At 70.0% G+C, this 16018-nt stretch carries 17 protein-coding genes; 11 read left to right on the top strand and 6 right to left on the bottom strand.

Features of this window, described 5'->3' with window-relative positions; genetic code table 11:
- The first annotated feature begins 455 nt into the window (after positions 1-455).
- The 3 genes from ATM97_RS31470 to ATM97_RS31480 all read left to right on the top strand — a co-directional run bounded on the left by ATM97_RS31470 (position 456) and on the right by ATM97_RS31480 (position 4846).
- Positions 456-1016 (top strand): ElyC/SanA/YdcF family protein, encoded by a 561-nt coding sequence (locus tag ATM97_RS31470; protein ID WP_308248688.1) that lies wholly within the window; start codon positions 456-458, stop codon positions 1014-1016.
- A gap of 164 nt (positions 1017-1180) precedes the next feature.
- A complete protein-coding gene (locus ATM97_RS31475) occupies positions 1181-1435 on the top strand; it encodes a hypothetical protein (protein ID WP_218721800.1) in 255 nt (84 codons plus the stop codon).
- 90 nt (positions 1436-1525) lie between these two features.
- Positions 1526-4846 (top strand): DEAD/DEAH box helicase, encoded by a 3321-nt coding sequence (locus ATM97_RS31480; RefSeq protein WP_218721802.1) that lies wholly within the window; start codon positions 1526-1528, stop codon positions 4844-4846.
- Here the strand turns inward: ATM97_RS31480 and ATM97_RS31485 are convergent.
- Complete coding sequence (locus ATM97_RS31485; RefSeq protein WP_218721804.1) at positions 4828-5886, bottom strand: class I SAM-dependent methyltransferase; 1059 nt, start codon at positions 5884-5886, stop codon at positions 4828-4830. The two genes, ATM97_RS31480 and ATM97_RS31485, sit on opposite strands and share 19 nt — an antisense overlap.
- Positions 5887-6053: 167 nt before the next feature.
- On the opposite strand from ATM97_RS31485, the gene ATM97_RS31490 reads away from it, so the two are divergent.
- Entirely contained in the window at positions 6054-6374 is a 321-nt protein-coding gene (locus tag ATM97_RS31490) for a hypothetical protein (RefSeq protein ID WP_218721806.1), read from the top strand.
- Between the two features lie 69 nt (positions 6375-6443).
- On the opposite strand, the gene ATM97_RS31495 is transcribed toward ATM97_RS31490, so the two are convergent.
- Positions 6444-6899 (bottom strand): PTS glucose transporter subunit IIA, encoded by a 456-nt coding sequence (locus tag ATM97_RS31495; protein ID WP_218721808.1) that lies wholly within the window; start codon positions 6897-6899, stop codon positions 6444-6446.
- On the bottom strand, positions 6896-7126 hold the full coding sequence (locus ATM97_RS31500) for a glucose PTS transporter subunit EIIB (protein ID WP_218721810.1): 231 nt from the start codon (positions 7124-7126) through the stop codon (positions 6896-6898). Before ATM97_RS31500 ends, ATM97_RS31495 begins: the two co-directional genes overlap by 4 nt.
- A 227-nt stretch (positions 7127-7353) precedes the next feature.
- Between ATM97_RS31500 and ATM97_RS31505 the strand changes: the two genes are divergently transcribed.
- The 6 genes from ATM97_RS31505 to ATM97_RS31530 all read left to right on the top strand — a co-directional run bounded on the left by ATM97_RS31505 (position 7354) and on the right by ATM97_RS31530 (position 13504).
- Positions 7354-8700 (top strand): PTS transporter subunit EIIC, encoded by a 1347-nt coding sequence (locus tag ATM97_RS31505; RefSeq protein ID WP_218721811.1) that lies wholly within the window; start codon positions 7354-7356, stop codon positions 8698-8700.
- A gap of 4 nt (positions 8701-8704) precedes the next feature.
- Complete coding sequence (locus tag ATM97_RS31510; protein WP_218721813.1) at positions 8705-8965, top strand: HPr family phosphocarrier protein; 261 nt, start codon at positions 8705-8707, stop codon at positions 8963-8965.
- Complete coding sequence (gene ptsP / locus ATM97_RS31515; RefSeq protein WP_218721814.1) at positions 8965-10629, top strand: phosphoenolpyruvate--protein phosphotransferase; 1665 nt, start codon at positions 8965-8967, stop codon at positions 10627-10629. Before ATM97_RS31510 ends, ptsP begins: the two co-directional genes overlap by 1 nt.
- Before the next feature lie 190 nt (positions 10630-10819).
- The gene (locus tag ATM97_RS31520; RefSeq protein WP_374104925.1) at positions 10820-11992 is read left to right on the top strand and encodes an N-acetylglucosamine-6-phosphate deacetylase; all 1173 of its coding nucleotides are present in this window, start codon (positions 10820-10822) and stop codon (positions 11990-11992) included.
- Positions 11992-12771, top strand: coding sequence for a glucosamine-6-phosphate deaminase (gene nagB, locus ATM97_RS31525; RefSeq protein ID WP_218721818.1), 780 nt, complete (start codon positions 11992-11994; stop codon positions 12769-12771). Before ATM97_RS31520 ends, nagB begins: the two co-directional genes overlap by 1 nt.
- Position 12772: 1 nt before the next feature.
- Positions 12773-13504 (top strand): copper homeostasis protein CutC, encoded by a 732-nt coding sequence (locus tag ATM97_RS31530; protein WP_218721820.1) that lies wholly within the window; start codon positions 12773-12775, stop codon positions 13502-13504.
- Between the two features lie 111 nt (positions 13505-13615).
- On the opposite strand, the gene ATM97_RS31535 is transcribed toward ATM97_RS31530, so the two are convergent.
- Positions 13616-14257: an HD domain-containing protein gene (locus ATM97_RS31535; RefSeq protein ID WP_218721821.1), complete on the bottom strand. Its 642-nt coding sequence runs from the start codon at positions 14255-14257 to the stop codon at positions 13616-13618.
- 62 nt (positions 14258-14319) lie between these two features.
- Positions 14320-14976 carry a class I SAM-dependent methyltransferase gene (locus ATM97_RS31540; RefSeq protein ID WP_255588699.1) on the bottom strand — a complete coding sequence of 219 codons (657 nt, stop codon included), beginning with the start codon at positions 14974-14976 and terminating at the stop codon, positions 14320-14322.
- A 100-nt stretch (positions 14977-15076) separates the two neighbouring features.
- On the opposite strand from ATM97_RS31540, the gene ATM97_RS31545 reads away from it, so the two are divergent.
- Positions 15077-15637: a TetR/AcrR family transcriptional regulator gene (locus tag ATM97_RS31545; protein WP_218721823.1), complete on the top strand. Its 561-nt coding sequence runs from the start codon at positions 15077-15079 to the stop codon at positions 15635-15637.
- Here the strand turns inward: ATM97_RS31545 and ATM97_RS31550 are convergent.
- On the bottom strand, positions 15591-15887 hold the full coding sequence (locus tag ATM97_RS31550; protein WP_218721825.1) for a hypothetical protein: 297 nt from the start codon (positions 15885-15887) through the stop codon (positions 15591-15593). The genes ATM97_RS31545 and ATM97_RS31550 overlap by 47 nt on opposite strands.
- Between the last annotated feature and the right edge of the window lie 131 nt (positions 15888-16018).

A 16018-nucleotide genomic window follows, 5' to 3' on the forward strand; every position in this document is an offset into this window, starting at 1 on the left:
CCGGAACCAATAATAATATTGGCACTGACATTCATCGACACACTATTGAGTTCTCAAAGAACACACGCACAAGCATCCACCCGCAACATTTCGTCGGGGCTTCAGCGAGGCAGGGTTCAAACTTAGCGCACGCAAGTGCCCGGACGCAAATCCGGGCTAGGTGAGCTGTCCTACTTGTTGTCGGCGCTCATCGTCCAACCTCGTTTCCCTGGTACTCGGTACCGGGTCGGTGTCCGTGTCGCTCTGACTTGAATTAATTTACGTGTCGACAAATGCGATGTCAAATTCCCTAGTCAGGGGATGTTTCGCACCATCCGGTCGCCACGGACGCCCGTATTCGCGTCGCACACGGGCGGTACGGTGGCGCCGCAACGACATAAGGGAGGGTCGACGTGGCGGGTGAGCGGAGTGGGAAGCGGCGGGGGCTGCGGCGAGCGGTCGGCGTCGGGCTGGTGGTGGCCGGCGGGCTGGTGCTCGTCACGGTCGGCGCGAATGTGGCGATGTGGGTCTTGTCGTCCGGGCATCGCAGTGACGTGGGCGGGGCGGTGGGGGCGCCGGTGGTGATCGTGCCCGGGGCGAAGGTCGCGGAGGACGGGACGCCGATGGCCTATCTCCAGGGGCGGTTGGATGTCGCGATCGAGTTGGTGGCGGCGGGGAAGGCCGGGCAGATCCTGTTGTCGGGGGACGCGGGTGGGAGCTCCGGGGACGAGATCGCCTCGATGACGCGGTATCTGCTCGAGCACGGGATCGATCCGGCGATCGTGAAGGCCGATGGGGAGGGACTGTCGACGCGGGAGACGTGTGAGCGGGCGCGGTCGATGTTCGGGATCGAGCGGGCGATCATCGTGAGTCAGTATCAGCATCTGCCGCGGGCGGTGGCGTTGTGCCGGGCGGCGGGGATCGAGGCCGACGGGGTGGTCGCGTATTGCGATTGCCGGCGCAGTACCGAGGTGCGCAACAACGTCAGGGAGTGGCTTGCCGCGCCCAAGGCTGTCGCGGAGATGATGTTGCGCTGAGGCGTCGTGCCGGGTCGGCGTGCGGTTGGCGAGGAATGGGCGGCGATGCAATTTCGGGGACGACGTTTCCTCGGCGAAGGATCGGTCAACCCTGTCGGTCGGTCCGGGAGCTGCGCGGACCGATTCCGATCATCGCGCTGATCAGCGCTTTTCAGGAGGACATTGTGCGAATCGTCAAGGCGGTAGTGGTCGGGCTGGCTGTTGCGGCCGCCACAGTCGTGGGGGCGGGCTCGGCCGCCGCGGAGCCGGAGCAGAAGGAGAACATCTACATCGACGTGTCGGTGCTCGGGTGCTCGGTCGGTGCCGGGCTGGGTGGTGACGTGCTCGTCGCGCTGGGCGGCGGCGGTGGGTCGAGCGCACTGGTGAACTCGTCGCTGGCGGCGCGGCTGCGGGCCGCCGGCTGCCTGCCGCGACTGTAGGACCTGCGCCGATGGTCTCGCCACGCGCGGCGAGACCATCGGGGTGCCGTGCTCGGGGAATCGCGATCGCGTACCGTGATCGGGGTTGTCATGATGGCCGACGGAATGGGGTGCATCGTGGGCGGATCCGAGCACGCCGCGCGGCTCGTACGTTTCTGGCAGACCGTGGAGTTGTTCGGTCCGCAGCGGGTTCCCGAGGTCGGGGCGCTGCCCGAGGACGGACTCGTGGTCGAGCCGGCGGCCGACGATCTCGCGCCGTGGGAAGACCTGGCCGCGCTTCCGCCGCTGAAGGCGGGGCGAGTGTGGCAGTTCGTGGTGTACGGCGGACTGTTCGGAATCGGGCGGGCGCGGGAGGCGCTGGTTCGGGCGTTCGGGGAGGACCGGCTCGAAGCCGATGCCCGGCGTGCCGGTACCACTGCCGCTTTCGCGGTGACACTGACCGAGGACGGGGTGGTCGTCGGTGGTTCGGCGAGCCTGTCGGGGCTGGCCTGGGCGGTGAATCGGTTGCGGTCGCCCGGTCCGGCGGACAGTGGCTGGGCCGAGGGGTTCGAGCATGATTCGGCTGCGTTCACGGCGGCCTTCGATACGTTGACCCGCGAAGCCGCGGCCGCCGATCCCGGACAGGTCCAGCACTCGCCCCGGTGGCGGGCGCTGGACGTGGTCGGTCGTGGTGTCGGGGCTTCGCTGATCGCGGCGGGCGCGGACGGGGTCATCTCCCCCGGGCTCGCCGGCATGTCGGCGCTGGCCTTCGCCGAGCGACTGTTACCCCGGGACCCGGAGGAACCGGCCGAGGCGCCGCGGCTCACCGGGCGGGATCTACAGACGTTCACCGGCGAACTGTGTGGGGCGCTGGGGATTCGGTCGGAATTGCGCGCGGGTGGCGTGCGCGTCGCGTGTGTGCAGGTGGCGGCGCGCGACAGTGTCCCCGGCGAGGATCGGCTGAACAGCGGTTTGCGCGCGGACCTCGCCACGCTGGCGGCGGCCGTCGAGCGCGGCGATGTCGGTGCCGCGCTGCAGGACTATCTCGCGGCCACCGAGACGCTGCCCGTCGATGAACGCATCGATGTCCGCGAGCGCCAGGACGTGGTGGTCGAAGGGCTGCTCCCGCATCTGGTTCCGGACGGCCGCTGGCCGGGTGATCCGCTGGTGTCGGGACAGCAGTTCGCGGTCGATCAGGCGCTGGCCGGATTGCGTGACAGTGCGGGGATTTTCGCGGTGCACGGCGCGCCGGGGACCGGCACGACGACGATGCTGCGCGATCTGCTGGCGGCGATCGTGGTGGAGCGGGCGGCGCAGCTGGCCTCGTTCGACAATCCGCTCGACGTGTTCACCGGGATCACCGAGCAGGTGCAGGTCGCGAAGAACTACACGGTGGGCGCGCATCGGCTGGCGTCGAATGTCACCGGGTTCGAGGTGGTGCTGACGACGGGCAGCGAGGAAGCCGCGGCCGACGTCGTCACCGAGATCCAGCGCCGCGACGCCATCGATCGCGAGTTCGACCATTTCACCGAGCTGGCCGATCTCGTCGGCGACGAACCCGCGTGGGGTCTGGTCGCCGCGGCGCTCGGCGATCAGCGGCGGAGCTTCGGCGAGCGGTTCTGGTTCGGCGACCGATTCGCCACCGAACACTTCTCCGGGTCGACCGCGGGCGGCATGCTCGACATTCTCAAACAGGCCGAGGCCGACCCGGATTCGGTCCCGGACTGGTCGACGGCGGTGCAGGACTTCGCCGGGCGGCGCGCCGAGGTGCGCAGACTCGCCCAGGAGCGGCAGGACGTCGCCGACGCGGTGGCCGAGCTGCCCGACATGCATGAGCGGCTGCGGTCGATCGCGGCGGAGATCGCCAATGCCGATACCGCGCACGCGCATTGGCGGGATCGGCATCAGCTGGCGACCGAGCACCTGCGGGCGGCGCAGGCCACCCAGCATCGCGTCGGCAAGTTGCTCAGTGAGCACGGTGGGCAGAAGCCGGGGTTCGCGGCGTCGGCGTCGACCGGGTTCAGCGCGGGGCGGCGCTGGAGTGCCCGCAGCAACGAGCTGCTGCGTGAACGGCATATCGCCGAATCGGAAATGCGACGGCGGCAGACCGAGGTCGAGTACACGCGGGCGCAGTGGGCGGAGGCGGCCGAGCACGGGCGCGCGCTCATCCGGGCGCATCGGGAGCTGACCGCGCGACGCGAGGCGGCGCTGGAGATCATCGAGCGAGCGCGCGAGAACTGGGCCGACACCATCCCGTTCGGCGATGCCGCCGGGGACGACGAACGGTTCCAGCTGTGCAATCCGTGGGCCGACGAGCAGTACGCGACGGCGCGGCGTGAGCTGTTCCTGTCGGCGTTGCGGCTGCATCGGGCGTTCCTGCTCGACGCGGCGCCGCGGGTGCGCGACAACCTGATCGTCGCGATCGCGCTGATCCGGGGTGAGCTGGCCGAGGCGCCGAAGCCGGAAACCGTCGCCGCCGCCTGGCAGACGCTGTTCTTGGCGGTGCCGCTGGTGGTCACGACGTTCACGGCCGCGCCGCGGTTGTTCGAGGGGCTCGGGCGGGAGGCGCTGGGCTGGTTGTTCGTCGATGATGCCGGGCAGGCCGCGCCGCAGTCGGTGGCCGGAGGGCTGTGGCGGGCGCGGCGGGCGGTGATCGTGGGTGATCATCGTCAGCTGGGGCCGATGGAGACATTGCCGACCTCGGCGCAGGAGGCGCTGGTGCGGCAGTTCGGGCTCGACGCGGAGTGGATGCCGGACCTGGCGTCGGCGCGGCGGGCGGCCGATCGCGGGGTGCGGTTCGGGACGTGGCTGGCGCCCGCCGATGCCGCCGAACCGGTGTGGGTCGGGGCACCGTTGCGGGTGCATCGGCGCAGTGATCTGCCGATCTTCGAGCTGACGCATCGGATCGCCTACGACGAGGATCTGCTGATCTTCGGGACGCCGGAACGGCCGGAGTTCCCCGGGCAGGATCGGTGGATCGATGTGCGATCGGCCCGGGCGGAAGGGAATTGGATTCCCGGGGAGGGCGAGGCGCTGGCCGAGTTGCTCGCCCAGCTGACCGAGGACGGGGTGTCGCCCGGCGATATCCGAGTGGTCAGCCCGTTCCGGGATGTCGCGCGCGGGGCGCGGCAGGTCGCGCAGGAGGTGCTCGGGCCGGAGTTCGCCGCGCATCAGGTGGGAACCGTCCATGCGATGCACGGGAATTCGGCCGAGGTGGTCGTGCTGATTCTCGGGACCTCGCCCGCCGCGGGTGGGTCGCGGCGCTGGGCGGCGATGAATCCGAATGTGCTCAATGCGGCGGTGTCGCGGGCGCGGCGGCGGGTGTATGTGATCGGCAACTACCGATTGTGGAGCAGCCAGCGGTATTTCGACGCGCTGGCCGCGCAGTGGACGGTGCAGGACGAGCCGGTGCGTCAGACGGTCAGCCGGTAGAAGCGCCAGAACCCGAAGTCCTCGATCGGGAGGACGTCGACGGCGGCGAAGCCCGCCCGCTCGGCGTACTCGGCCAGTTTCGCGGTGCGCAGGACGGTGCCGGTGCCCGCCGAACCGGGGTGGGCCATGCCGTCAGGCAGGCAGATCAGCAGGCTGAAGCCGTACATCAGGCGGTCGACATCGCCGGCCGGTGCGGTGAATTCCGCGTCGACGGCTTCGTCCATGACGATCACGACGCCGCCGGGCCGCAGGGCCTTGCGCATCGCGGTGAGGATCTCGACGGGGTGGGGCATGTCGTGCAGGCATTCGAAGGCGAACACCGCGTCGAACGTGGCTTCGGGCAGGTCGGTCGCGGCGTCGCCGTGGTGGAAGCGGACGCGGTCGCCGAGGCCGGCGGCATTGTCGCGGGCCATCACGACCGAGGGTTCGTCGATGTCGTAGCCGTCGACCCGCAGTTCCGGGTAGGCGCGGGCCAGCGCGATGGACGACCAGCCGCCGCCGGAGCCCACATCGGCGACGCGGGCGTCCTGGCCTGCGAGTCTCGCGTGCACATCCGGCACGCCGGCCAGGTCGATGGCGAGACGGTGCTCGAACCATGGGCGGTTCATGTCGGACTGCGATTCGCGCATGTCCACGCCGTATTCGGACCAGCCGACGCCCCCGCCCTCGCGGTAGGCGCGGATCAGGCCGGGCAGCTGGACCGCGGCACCGGCCAGCATTCTGGCCAGCGGCGCGAGGTAGTTCAGGCTGCTGGGATCGGTGAGGACTTCGGCGGGACCGGCGGGGAGGGTGAAGCGGCCGTCGCCGTCGACGGTCAGCACACCGGTCGCGGCCTGCTGCTCGAGCCATTCCCTGGCGTAGCGCAGGTCGCCGCCGGCGCGCGCGGTCAGTTCGACGGCGTCGGCGGGACCGTGCTCGGCCAGTGCCCGATACCAGCCGAGCCGGTCGCCGAGGTGCACCGCGAGGATGTCGACGGCGCCGAGTGCCGCGCCGAACAGCCGGTCGGCGAACTGCTCACTGGTCTGCTCCGTTGCGGCCACGTCGATCCTCCCTGGCTGTGTCACGGACCGATCGGCCCGCTGTAGCGAAGTACGTGGCGGCGCGGCCCGTGGTTCACTCCGGAGTCAACGATTCGGTCTCCGACCGGCTGGTTGCGCGGAGTTTGCGGGAGACTGGCCGGTGCGTGTGTCGAATGATCGGAGTAGTCATGAGAACAGCCGCCGTCCTCGGATCGACCGCTGGCGCCGCGATCGCCGTCGTCCTCGCCCTGCCCGTGGAAGCCGGTGCCGATCCGGTCACCGACTTTTTGTGCAACAGCGGGTCCAGCCAGTTCTGTCCGCCGCCACCTCCGTCACCCGGCGGGGACTGTCATCCGTCGTATGACCCGTGCGTGCCGTTCGCCGCCGACGTCGACTGCGCGGGCGGCGACGGGAACGGTCCCGCGTACACGGGACGGGTTCGGGTGATCGGGCCGGACGAGTACGGGCTCGACACCGACAACGATGGGATCGGCTGCGAGACCAGCTGACGCGCGGGGCGGCGTCGTGCCGCAGGCCGGTAGCCTGCCCGCGCACGCGCCGCGCGTCAGCTGGGTCTGCTACGGCGAATCGAACAGCAGGACACCGGAATCCACCTCGGTGCCGACGGCGTCGCTGACGATCGAGTCCTTCGGGGAGTCCATCACGACGATCGGGCAGATCGGGGAATTGCCGGTGGCGGCGATCTCGGTGGGGTCGAAGGTGACGATCGGGGCGCCTGCCTCGACCTCGTCGCCTTCGGCGGCCAGCAGGCCGAAGCCTTCGCCCTTCAGCTTCACCGTGTCGATGCCCAGGTGGACGAGGACGCCGACGCCGCTGCCCAGGATGACGAAGGCGTGCGGGTGGAGTTTGAGGATCTTGCCCGCGATGGGGGCGGTAACCGTGAGGGTGCCCCGGGTGCGGTCGGGGTCGATCGCCACGCCCGAGCCGACGATCTGACCGGCGAAGACCGGGTCGGGGACGTCGGCCAAGGAGACGACCTTGCCCGCGAGCGGAGCGAGGACGGGCACGCTCACAGGATGTCCTCGATGTCCTCGGCGAGGGTGTCGGCTTCGGGGCCGACGACGACCTGCACGACCGAGCCGGCCTTGAGGACGCCGTGCGCGCCCGCGGCCTTGAGGGCGGCTTCGTCGACCTTGCTGCCGTCCTTCACCTCGGTGCGCAACCGGGTGATGCAGGCCTCGATCTCGACGATGTTGTCCGCGCCACCCAGACCCTTGACGATCGCTTCCGCTTTGGACATGTGTTCTCCCTTTCCGCGGTGGTTGCCGGTTCCAGTATGGGAGCCTCGAATGTGCGCCACGTCATATTTCGCGGTTGACATCCGACAGCCACCTGGTCAAACTTACAACTGGTTATGACCGGACAGTACCCGTCAGGGTCACCGGTTCACAACAGTTAACCCGGACCGACTCCCAAGTCCGTTCGGCTCGCCGAGACCGCCGGAAACCCGGCACGAAGAAGGTCGACATGACTGCCGTTACCGACAGCCCCAAGCAAGAATCGAAGGTGTTCGCGGGTTTGCAGCGCCTGGGTCGCAGCCTCATGCTGCCGATCGCGGTGCTCCCCGCGGCGGGCATCCTGCTGCGCCTCGGCCAGGCCGATCTCCTCGGCCGGTTCTCCGCGCTGGAGAGCACCGCGTCGGTCATCTCGGCGGCCGGTCAAGCCGTGTTCACCTGGCTGCCACTGATCTTCGCCGTCGGCATCGCGATCGGCTGGGCCAAGAAGGCCGACGGATCGACGGCGCTGGCCGCGGTGGTCGGCTACATGGTGATCAACGGCGTGTTCGAAGCGATGTCCCCGATCGTGCTGGAGGGCAAGACCGATCCGAAGGGCGCGCAGGCGCTGATCAACTACGGCGTCCTCGGCGGCATCGTGATGGGTCTGCTCTCGGCGATCCTGTGGCAGCGGTTCTACCGCACGAAACTGCCGGATTTCCTGGGCTTCTTCAACGGTCGGCGGCTGGTGCCGATCCTGACCGCGATCACCGGTCTGGTCGTCGGTGTCGGCATGTCGTTCCTCTACCCGGCGTTCAACTCCGCGCTCACCTGGGTGGGCGAGACGGTCGCCGACAACACCGTCATCGGTGGCGGCATCTACGGTGCGGCCAACCGGCTGCTCATCCCGACCGGCCTGCACCACATCCTGAACTCGACCGTGTGGTTCCTCGTCGGCGATTACACCGACGCCTCCGGCCAGCTCGTGCGCGGCGACCTCAACCGGTTCTTCGCCGGCGACCCGACCGCGGGCACCTTCATGACCGGCTTCTTCCCGATCATGATGTTCGCGCTGCCCGCCGCCGCGCTGGCGATCTGGCACAACGCGCGCCCGTCGCAGAAGAAGCTGGTCGGCGGCATCATGCTCTCGACCGGTCTGACCGCGTTCGTCACCGGCATCACCGAGCCGCTGGAGTTCTCGTTCATGTTCGTGGCGTGGCCGCTGTATGTGGTGCACGCGATCCTGACCGGCACCTCGATGGCGCTGGTGAACGCGCTGGGCATCCACGACGGATTCACGTTCTCGGCGGGCGCGATCGACTATCTGCTGAACTTCGGCAAGGCGACCGACGCGTGGCTGCTGATCCCGATCGGCCTGGGCTACGCGGTGATCTACTACGTGCTGTTCAGCTTCGTGATCAAGAAGTGGAACCTGCGCACGCCCGGCCGCGAAGCCGAGACCGATGTCGAGGTGGGCGCGCCCGATGTCGCCACGGCCGAAGCCGAGGCGGCGCTGGAGGCGACCGGAGATACTCGCACCGACGCGCCGTTGGTCGCCGAAGTCGAATCGAAGCTGGACAAGAAATTGGAAGGTGAGTGAGGACATGACCACCCGCACAGTCGTCGTCGGATCCCAGGTGGGGCTCCATGCCCGGCCCGCAGCGAAATTCACCCAGGCCGTGCAGGCCACCGGAGTACCGGTGCGGATCTCGCTGGGAGCGGGCGAACCGGTCGACGCGGCCAGCGTGCTCGCCGTCATGACCCTGGGCGCCGGCCACGGCGCCGAGGTGACCCTGCACGCCGACGACGACGCGGTGCTCGACAGCCTGGCCGCGCTGGTGGCCTCGGATCTGGACGCCGCCTGATGGGCGAACAGGTGATCCGCGGCCTCGGCGTGAGCCCCGGCGTGGTGTGCGCGCCGTGGCTGCGGTTCGGTTCGCAGCTGGCGACCTCGGCGCAGGATCCGGTCGGCGGCTCGGTCGAGGACGAGATGGTCCGGGTCAAGGCGGCGCTCGGCGGTGTGGCCGACGAGATGCAGGCCAGGGCCGGTCGGGTGACCGGCGTCGCGGCGGAGATCTTGTCGATGTCGGCGACGATGGCCCGCGACCCTGGCATCGTCGCCGCCACCGAGAAGCAGCTGACCGACGGGATGCCGACGGCGCACGCGGTGCACCTGGCGTTCGAGGGTTTCTGCGCCAAGCTCGAGGCGCTCGGCGGGTACATGGCCGAGCGCGCGACCGACCTGCGCGATATCGGCGGGCGCACCGTCGCGGTGCTGCTCGGGGAACCGATGCCGGGCATTCCGGAGCCCGGCCATCCGTTCGTCCTGGTCGCCCGGGATCTCGCGCCCGCCGATACCGCGATGCTCGGTGACAGCGAGGTGGTCGGGCTGCTGACCACCGAGGGCGGGCCGACCAGTCACACCGCGATTCTCGCGAAGTCGCTGGGGCTGCCCGCGGTGGTGAACTGTCCCGACACCGACCGGCTGATCGAGGACGCGCCGGTCCTGCTCGACGGCAGCACCGGGGATGTCGTGATCGATCCGAGTCCGCTGCGGCAGCAGGCCGCGATCGAGCAGGCGGCGGCCGACGCGGCGCGGCTGGCGGCGGCCAGCGGGCCGGGGCATACCGCCGACGGGACGCCGGTGCAGCTGCTGGTGAACATCGGGACCGTCGACGACGCCGAGAAGGCGGGCCCCGTCGACAGCGAAGGCGTCGGGCTGTTCCGTACCGAGTTCATGTATCTCGGCAAGGCGACGGCGCCGAGCCTGGACGAGCAGATCGCCTCCTACACCACGGTTCTCGAAGCGTTCGCCGGTCGCAAGGTCGTGGTCCGCACGCTCGACGCGGGCTCGGACAAGCCGCTGCCGTTCCTCGATCTGGGGACCGAGGAGAACCCCGCGCTGGGTGTGCGCGGGCTGCGGATCGGGACGGTGTTCCCCGACACCCTGGCCACCCAGCTCACCGCACTGGCCAGGGCGGGCGAGGCCACCGGAGCGGACCTGTGGGTGATGGCGCCGATGGTCGCCACCGCCGACGAGGCCGCCGGATTCGCCGCGCTCGCCAGGGAATCGGGGCTGCGCAAGGTCGGCGCGATGATCGAGATTCCGGCGGCGGCGCTGCGGGCGGCCGATCTGCTGGCGCATCTGGACTTCGTCAGCATCGGGACCAACGATCTCAGCCAGTACACCTGCGCGGTCGATCGGATGGCGGGTGGGCTCGCCCATCTGCTCGATCCGTGGCAGCCCGCGGTGCTCGATCTGATCGCGATGGTCGGCGCGGCGGGGACGGCCGCCGGGAAGTCGGTCGGCGTGTGTGGCGAGGCGGCGTCGGATCCGACGCTGGCGCCGGTGCTGGTCGGGCTCGGGGTGACGAGCCTGTCGATGTCGGTGCCCGCGTTGCCCGGGGTGCGGGCGGCGTTGTCGGCGGTGGATATCGAGACCTGCCGCGACGCCGCCGATGCCGCGTGCGCGGCCCGGAATCCGCAGGTGGCGCGCGAGGCGGTCGCGGCGATCGTCGGGCGGGCATGAATCGGAGGACGGTGTGGGCGGTCCGGCCGGTGGTCGGGCCGTCGCACGATGGGTGTGTGCGGGGCCATTTTGTGGGCCCCTTCGTTGCCACCGCGCAGCGACCAACCGGCCTCAGGCAACAGCCGGTGCGGGCAGCCGACCACGGCCGGTGGCCGACGCGAGCAACCGACCACAGCCGGTGGGCGGCGCGGTGAGCGCACGAGGTGTCGTGCGGGGACGGCTTGTCGGGACGCCCGGCGGTGAGATCGCCGACGGGGTGGTCGAATTCGCGGACGGCCGGATCATCTGGGTGGGTGGGGCTGCGGATCATCCTGCGGCGGGGCAACTTCCCTCGGCGGGTGACGAGCTGGTGCTGCCGGGCCTGATCGACGTGCACTGCCATGGTGGTGGCGGATTCGGATTCCCCAACGCCGATACGAAGGGTGCGCGGGTCGCGGCGGCGAATCACCGCGGTCAGGGGACGACGGGGTTGCTCGGGAGTTTGGTGTCCGCGCAGCCGGAGGTGTTGCTTCGGCAGGCGGAGCTGCTCGCCGATCTCGTGGATGACGGCGTACTGCTCGGGATTCACCTGGAGGGGCCGTTCCTCAACGCATGCCGTTGTGGCGCACAGGATCCCGCGGCGATCATTCCCGGTGATCCCACGTTGTTCGAGCGGATCTATGCGGCGTCGCGCGGCACCGTCCGATCGATGACGCTGGCGCCGGAGACCGCGCACTTCGCGGAACTACTCGCGGCCATGCGCCGCAACGATGTGCTGCCCAGTCTCGGACACACCGACGCCGACGCCGCGACGACGGCGGCGCGGATCGCGGACGCGACCGGTGGACCGGTCACCGCGACGCACCTGTTCAACGGCATGCCGCCCCTGCACCACCGCTCCCCCGGCCCGGTCGCCGCCTGCCTGGCCGCCGCCGGTCGGGGCGAGATGGTGCTCGAATTGATCGCCGACGGCGTGCATCTGGCGCCCGAGACCGTGGCGATGGTGTTCGACACGGTCGGGCCCGAGCAGATCGCGCTGGTCTCCGACGCGATGGCGGCGGCCGGGCTCGGCGACGGTGACTATCAGCTGGGGGCGCTGGATGTGCGCGTGCGCGACGGCGTCGCCCGGCTCGCCACGGCGGACGGGACACCGGGCGCGATCGCGGGCGGGACCGCGCGGTTGCTCGATGTGCTGCGCTGGACGGTGCGGGAGGCGCGGATTCCGCTGGTCGTCGCCGTCACCGCCGCCACTCGCACGCCTGCCAGGGTGCTCGGTCTGCACGACCGGGGCGTCCTCGCCGTCGGCATGCGCGCCGATCTTCTCGTCACCGATCAGTCATTGCAGCCGCGGCGGGTGTACGTCGCCGGAACGGAAGGAACCTGATGGAAATCGTCATCCGGGCGGACGAGCACGAGGTGGCCACCACGGTCGCCGATATCGTCGGCGGCTATGTGGAGCGCGGCAACGCGATCCTCGGCCTGGCCACCGGGTCGTCGCCGCTGGGCAGCTATCAGGAGCTGGCGCGACGGTATCGCGAGGGCGAACTCGACTTCTCGACGGCGAGCGCCTTCCTGCTCGACGAGTACGTCGGACTGCCGAAAGAGCATCCGCAGTCGTACTTCTCGGTGATCCGTTCCGAATTCGTCGATCACGTGAATCTCGATCCGGCGCGGGTACTCAGCCCGAACGGCGAGGCGGGGGACATCGCGGGCGAGGGCAGGCGCTACGACGCCGCCATCGCCGCGGCGGGCGGGGTCGACGTGCAATTGCTCGGCATCGGCACCGACGGGCACATCGGCTTCAACGAACCCGGCTCGGCGCTCACCTCGCGCACCCGGGTGAAGACGCTCACCGAACAGACCCGCAAGGACAACGCCCGCTTCTTCGACGGGCCCGACGACGTGCCGCACCATGTCCTCACCCAGGGTCTCGGCACGATCGGCGAAGCCGGGCACCTGGTGATGATCGCGCTCGGCGCGGGCAAGGCCGACGCCATCGCCGCCGCCGCGGAGGGGCCGCTGTCCGCCTTCTGCCCGGCCTCGGTCATGCAGTGGCACCGGCACGTCACCGTGGTGATCGACGAGGCCGCCGCGAGCAAGCTGAAGCTGGCCGACTACTACAAGTACGCGCTGGCGAACAAACCTGCCTGGCAGTCGTTCTGAGATGACCGCGCTCGAGTTCGCGGTGCAGGACGTGGCGGGTGCGGTCGGCGCCCGCCGGGTCGGCGCGGATCGGGTGGAATTGTGCGCGGCGCTGGGTAGTACCGGTGGGCTGACGCCGAGCATCGGGATGATCGAGGCGGTCGTGTCCACCGGGATTCCGGTGCACGCGCTGATCCGCTGTCGGGCGGGCGGGTTCGTATATTCCGAGGCCGAGGAGATCGCGGTGATGAACGCCGATGCGAAGGCGGCGGTGTCGGCCGGGGCGGCCGGGCTCGTCGTCGGGGCGCTCACGCCCGCGCACCGGGTCGACCTCGACGCGCTGGAACGCATCCTCGACGGCGTTCCGGTCGACAGCATCGAGCTCACCTTCCATCGGGCCATCGACCAGATCGGTGACCGGTCGGCGGCGATCGACCGCCTGATCGCGGCGGGCATGACCAGAGTCCTCAGCTCCGGCGGCGCGACGTGTTGCGCCGCCGGTCTCCACGAGCTCGCCGCCATGGTCGACCAGGCGGCGGGCCGACTCCAGATCATGGCCGGTGGCGGCATCACGGTGGCCGATATCCCCGCACTGCGTCGCATCGGCGTCGACGCGGTCCACCTCTCGGCCCGTCGCGTCGTCGCCGATGACGGTGGACCGGGCGGTGGGGGCACCACCGGCCACGAACAGCTGGACGAGAATCTCGCCGCAGCGGTCGCGACGCGGCTCCGCGACGCGGCGTCGGCGGGCTGATCTGTCATCCGGATCGGGCCGCGAGGACATCGGGCGACCGGTGGCGGCATCGACCACAGCAGCTGGATGTCCGCCACCGGCATCGCAGGGCCACCAGCCGGCGCAGCGACCTCAAGAACGTTCGGCGAGAATGAGTTCCGCTTCACCGGGGTTGCAGTCGAACGCCGCCTGCACTGCCGCGATGGCTTCGGCGTGCTCCCCCGCCGCGACCAGCCGGTCGATCTCGGCCCACTGGTCGGTCGGGGCGGCTACCGACAGGTCGAGTCGGCGTTCGAGGCGTTCCCACATGCGGGCCACCGTCGGGTCGTCGGTGAGCAGTTCGCCCAGGTGGGCTTTGAAGGTGGGGTGTTCGGTGCGGTACATGCCCATCCAGCTGCTGTCAGGCGGGCTGGCCTCGGCGTTGGCGGTGCGGTCGGCGAGTTTGAGGATCACCGCCGGCGGGTGGGCGGCGATCTTGGCGTAGGCGTTCAGGTTTCGGGCCTTGCGGTCGGGGCCGATCCCGGTGACGGCCCAGACCAAATCGAGAACCTCACGACCGAAACGGGATTCGACCTCCTCGGCGGTGACCGGGGTGTCCTCGATGACGTCGTGCAACCAGGCGGCGGTACCGACCGCGCCGTCGTAGCCGAAGTCGTCGAGGACGGCCCGCACCGCCGCGAGGTGGGTGATATACGGATGCTCGCCGTAGCGCTGGTCGCCGTGGGACTCGAGGGCGAACGCCCGCGCCTCGGATTCCCGCTGATCGAACTCCATATCGCACCCCCGTGCTCGATTCGGATCGTGACGAGATCGACCCTAGCCGAGGCCACCGACAATCAGCGCGGCTTCCTGGCGGTGAGGATGCCGGTCTGGTACTTGCTCTGCGTGTACTCGAGCTCGGTGAAACCGGCCGTTCCCAGCTGGTCGGTGTAGTGGCGGATGTCGGCATCGGCGAAGGGGTTGCCGCCGCCGAAGAACGGGGCGAGAATCCGGCGCGCCCGCGGGGTGAGCGAGGCGTCGGCCAGCAGCAACCGGCCGCCGGGGCGCAGGACCCGCCACATCTCGGTGATCGCGGCCGCGCGGTGCTGCGCGGGGATGTGGTGCATGACGAAAGTGCAGGTGACGACGTCGAATTCGCTGTCGGCGAAGGGGAGGTCCTGGGCGGGCGCCTGTTCGTAGCGGTGCTGCGCCGCGCGATCGCGCTGCCGATTGTCGGCGACGGCGATCGCCGAGGGGTCGACCCCGACCGCCGCACCGGACGCGCCGGTCACCGCACCCGAGGCGCGCACGAGTTTGCCCGGCCCGCAGCCGATATCGAGCGTGCGCTGCCCCGGCGCGATACCGGCCGCCGCGACGAACTCGGCCAGCAGGCGACGCTGCCTGCCGAGGAAGAACACCGTGGTGAACAGGTTGTACCGGCGCAGGCCCGCGATGACGATGCCGGTGTCGCTGTCCTCGACGAACATGGGGGTGAGAAGCTGGTTTCTTGACATGGGTCCATGATCGGACGCGGCCACGGCGGCGACCAGGATCAGAATCGCCGGATCTGTCCGTTTCCGGACACATCCGCGGAATCCGTCCCGTGGAGGAACGATGGCCGAGCACACCGATCGCCGGGTCCGCCGGACCAGGGACAACCTGCACCGCGCGCTGATCGAGCTGATGATCGAGCGCGGCTACGACCGGGTGACGGTCAGCGACGTCATCGAGCGCGCCGATGTCGGGCGCTCCACCTTCTACGCGCACTATCGCGACAAGGACGACCTGCTGCTGGTCAGCTGCACCGAGTATCTGCGCCGCGAGATCGCCCGCACCACCGTGCCGGGCTCACCGCTCGCACCGCTGCGGGTGATGTTCGCCCTCGCCGCGCGGTATCCGGAGGTCTACCGACCGTTGATCGGGCCGAAGGCGACCACGACGGTGCTGCACGCCTACCAACGGTGCGTGGCCGACCTGATCGGCGAACTGGTCGAGGAGCTGCCCGGCGACACCGTCGCGTTCCTGTCGTGGGGACTGGTCGGGTTCCTCGGCGCCGTGATCGAGCCGAACGATCCGGTCGCGCCGGCGACCGCCTGGCAGCGCTTCGAAACGCTGGCCCTGTACGGGCTCAGCGGCGGCCCAGGTCGGGCCACGGCGGCCGGCGCAGCAGGGTGAGCGCCGCGATCACGCCCGTGAGCAGGCCGATCCATTCGCCGAGCTGAGCGATCCGGTTGGTGTCGACCGCGGGCGTCCAGTGGGCGCGGCCGTCGTGGATGACGAACACGCCGACCGGACGGGCGGCTCGGCCGAATCCGCCGCCGCGGGCGACGGTGATCACGGTCGCGCCGTCGGCGGTCGGCACCGGGTCGCCGAAGATCATCGGCGGCGTCGTGACCGCCTGCTCGAGCCGGTCCCTGATCGTCATCCGAACCCCCGTCGGTCGTCGCGGCACTGCTGTCGAACATACGCGCCGGACGATGCGTTGCCCGGCGGTTCGCGAACGCCGTGCCCGGGAGCATTGGGCGCTCTTGGCATGATGGGTGAGCCCAGCCACGA

The organism is Nocardia sp. MH4 (assembly GCF_019266065.1).
Lineage (GTDB): Bacteria > Actinomycetota > Actinomycetes > Mycobacteriales > Mycobacteriaceae > Nocardia > Nocardia canadensis.

Bases quoted from the DNA above. Each gene is read 5' to 3' on its own strand.
- ATM97_RS31480 (WP_218721802.1), top strand. From the start codon at position 1,526: ATGATGGCCGACGGAATGGGGTGCATCGTGGGCGGATCCGAGCACGCC.
- ATM97_RS31490 (WP_218721806.1), top strand. From the start codon at position 6,054: ATGAGAACAGCCGCCGTCCTCGGATCGACCGCTGGCGCCGCGATCGCC.
- ATM97_RS31500 (WP_218721810.1), bottom strand. From the start codon at position 7,126: ATGTCCAAAGCGGAAGCGATCGTCAAGGGTCTGGGTGGCGCGGACAAC.
- ATM97_RS31505 (WP_218721811.1), top strand. From the start codon at position 7,354: ATGACTGCCGTTACCGACAGCCCCAAGCAAGAATCGAAGGTGTTCGCG.
- ATM97_RS31510 (WP_218721813.1), top strand. From the start codon at position 8,705: ATGACCACCCGCACAGTCGTCGTCGGATCCCAGGTGGGGCTCCATGCC.
- ptsP (WP_218721814.1), top strand. From the start codon at position 8,965: ATGGGCGAACAGGTGATCCGCGGCCTCGGCGTGAGCCCCGGCGTGGTG.
- nagB (WP_218721818.1), top strand. From the start codon at position 11,992: ATGGAAATCGTCATCCGGGCGGACGAGCACGAGGTGGCCACCACGGTC.
- ATM97_RS31530 (WP_218721820.1), top strand. From the start codon at position 12,773: ATGACCGCGCTCGAGTTCGCGGTGCAGGACGTGGCGGGTGCGGTCGGC.
- ATM97_RS31535 (WP_218721821.1), bottom strand. From the start codon at position 14,257: ATGGAGTTCGATCAGCGGGAATCCGAGGCGCGGGCGTTCGCCCTCGAG.
- ATM97_RS31540 (WP_255588699.1), bottom strand. From the start codon at position 14,976: ATGTCAAGAAACCAGCTTCTCACCCCCATGTTCGTCGAGGACAGCGAC.
- ATM97_RS31545 (WP_218721823.1), top strand. From the start codon at position 15,077: ATGGCCGAGCACACCGATCGCCGGGTCCGCCGGACCAGGGACAACCTG.
- ATM97_RS31550 (WP_218721825.1), bottom strand. From the start codon at position 15,887: ATGACGATCAGGGACCGGCTCGAGCAGGCGGTCACGACGCCGCCGATG.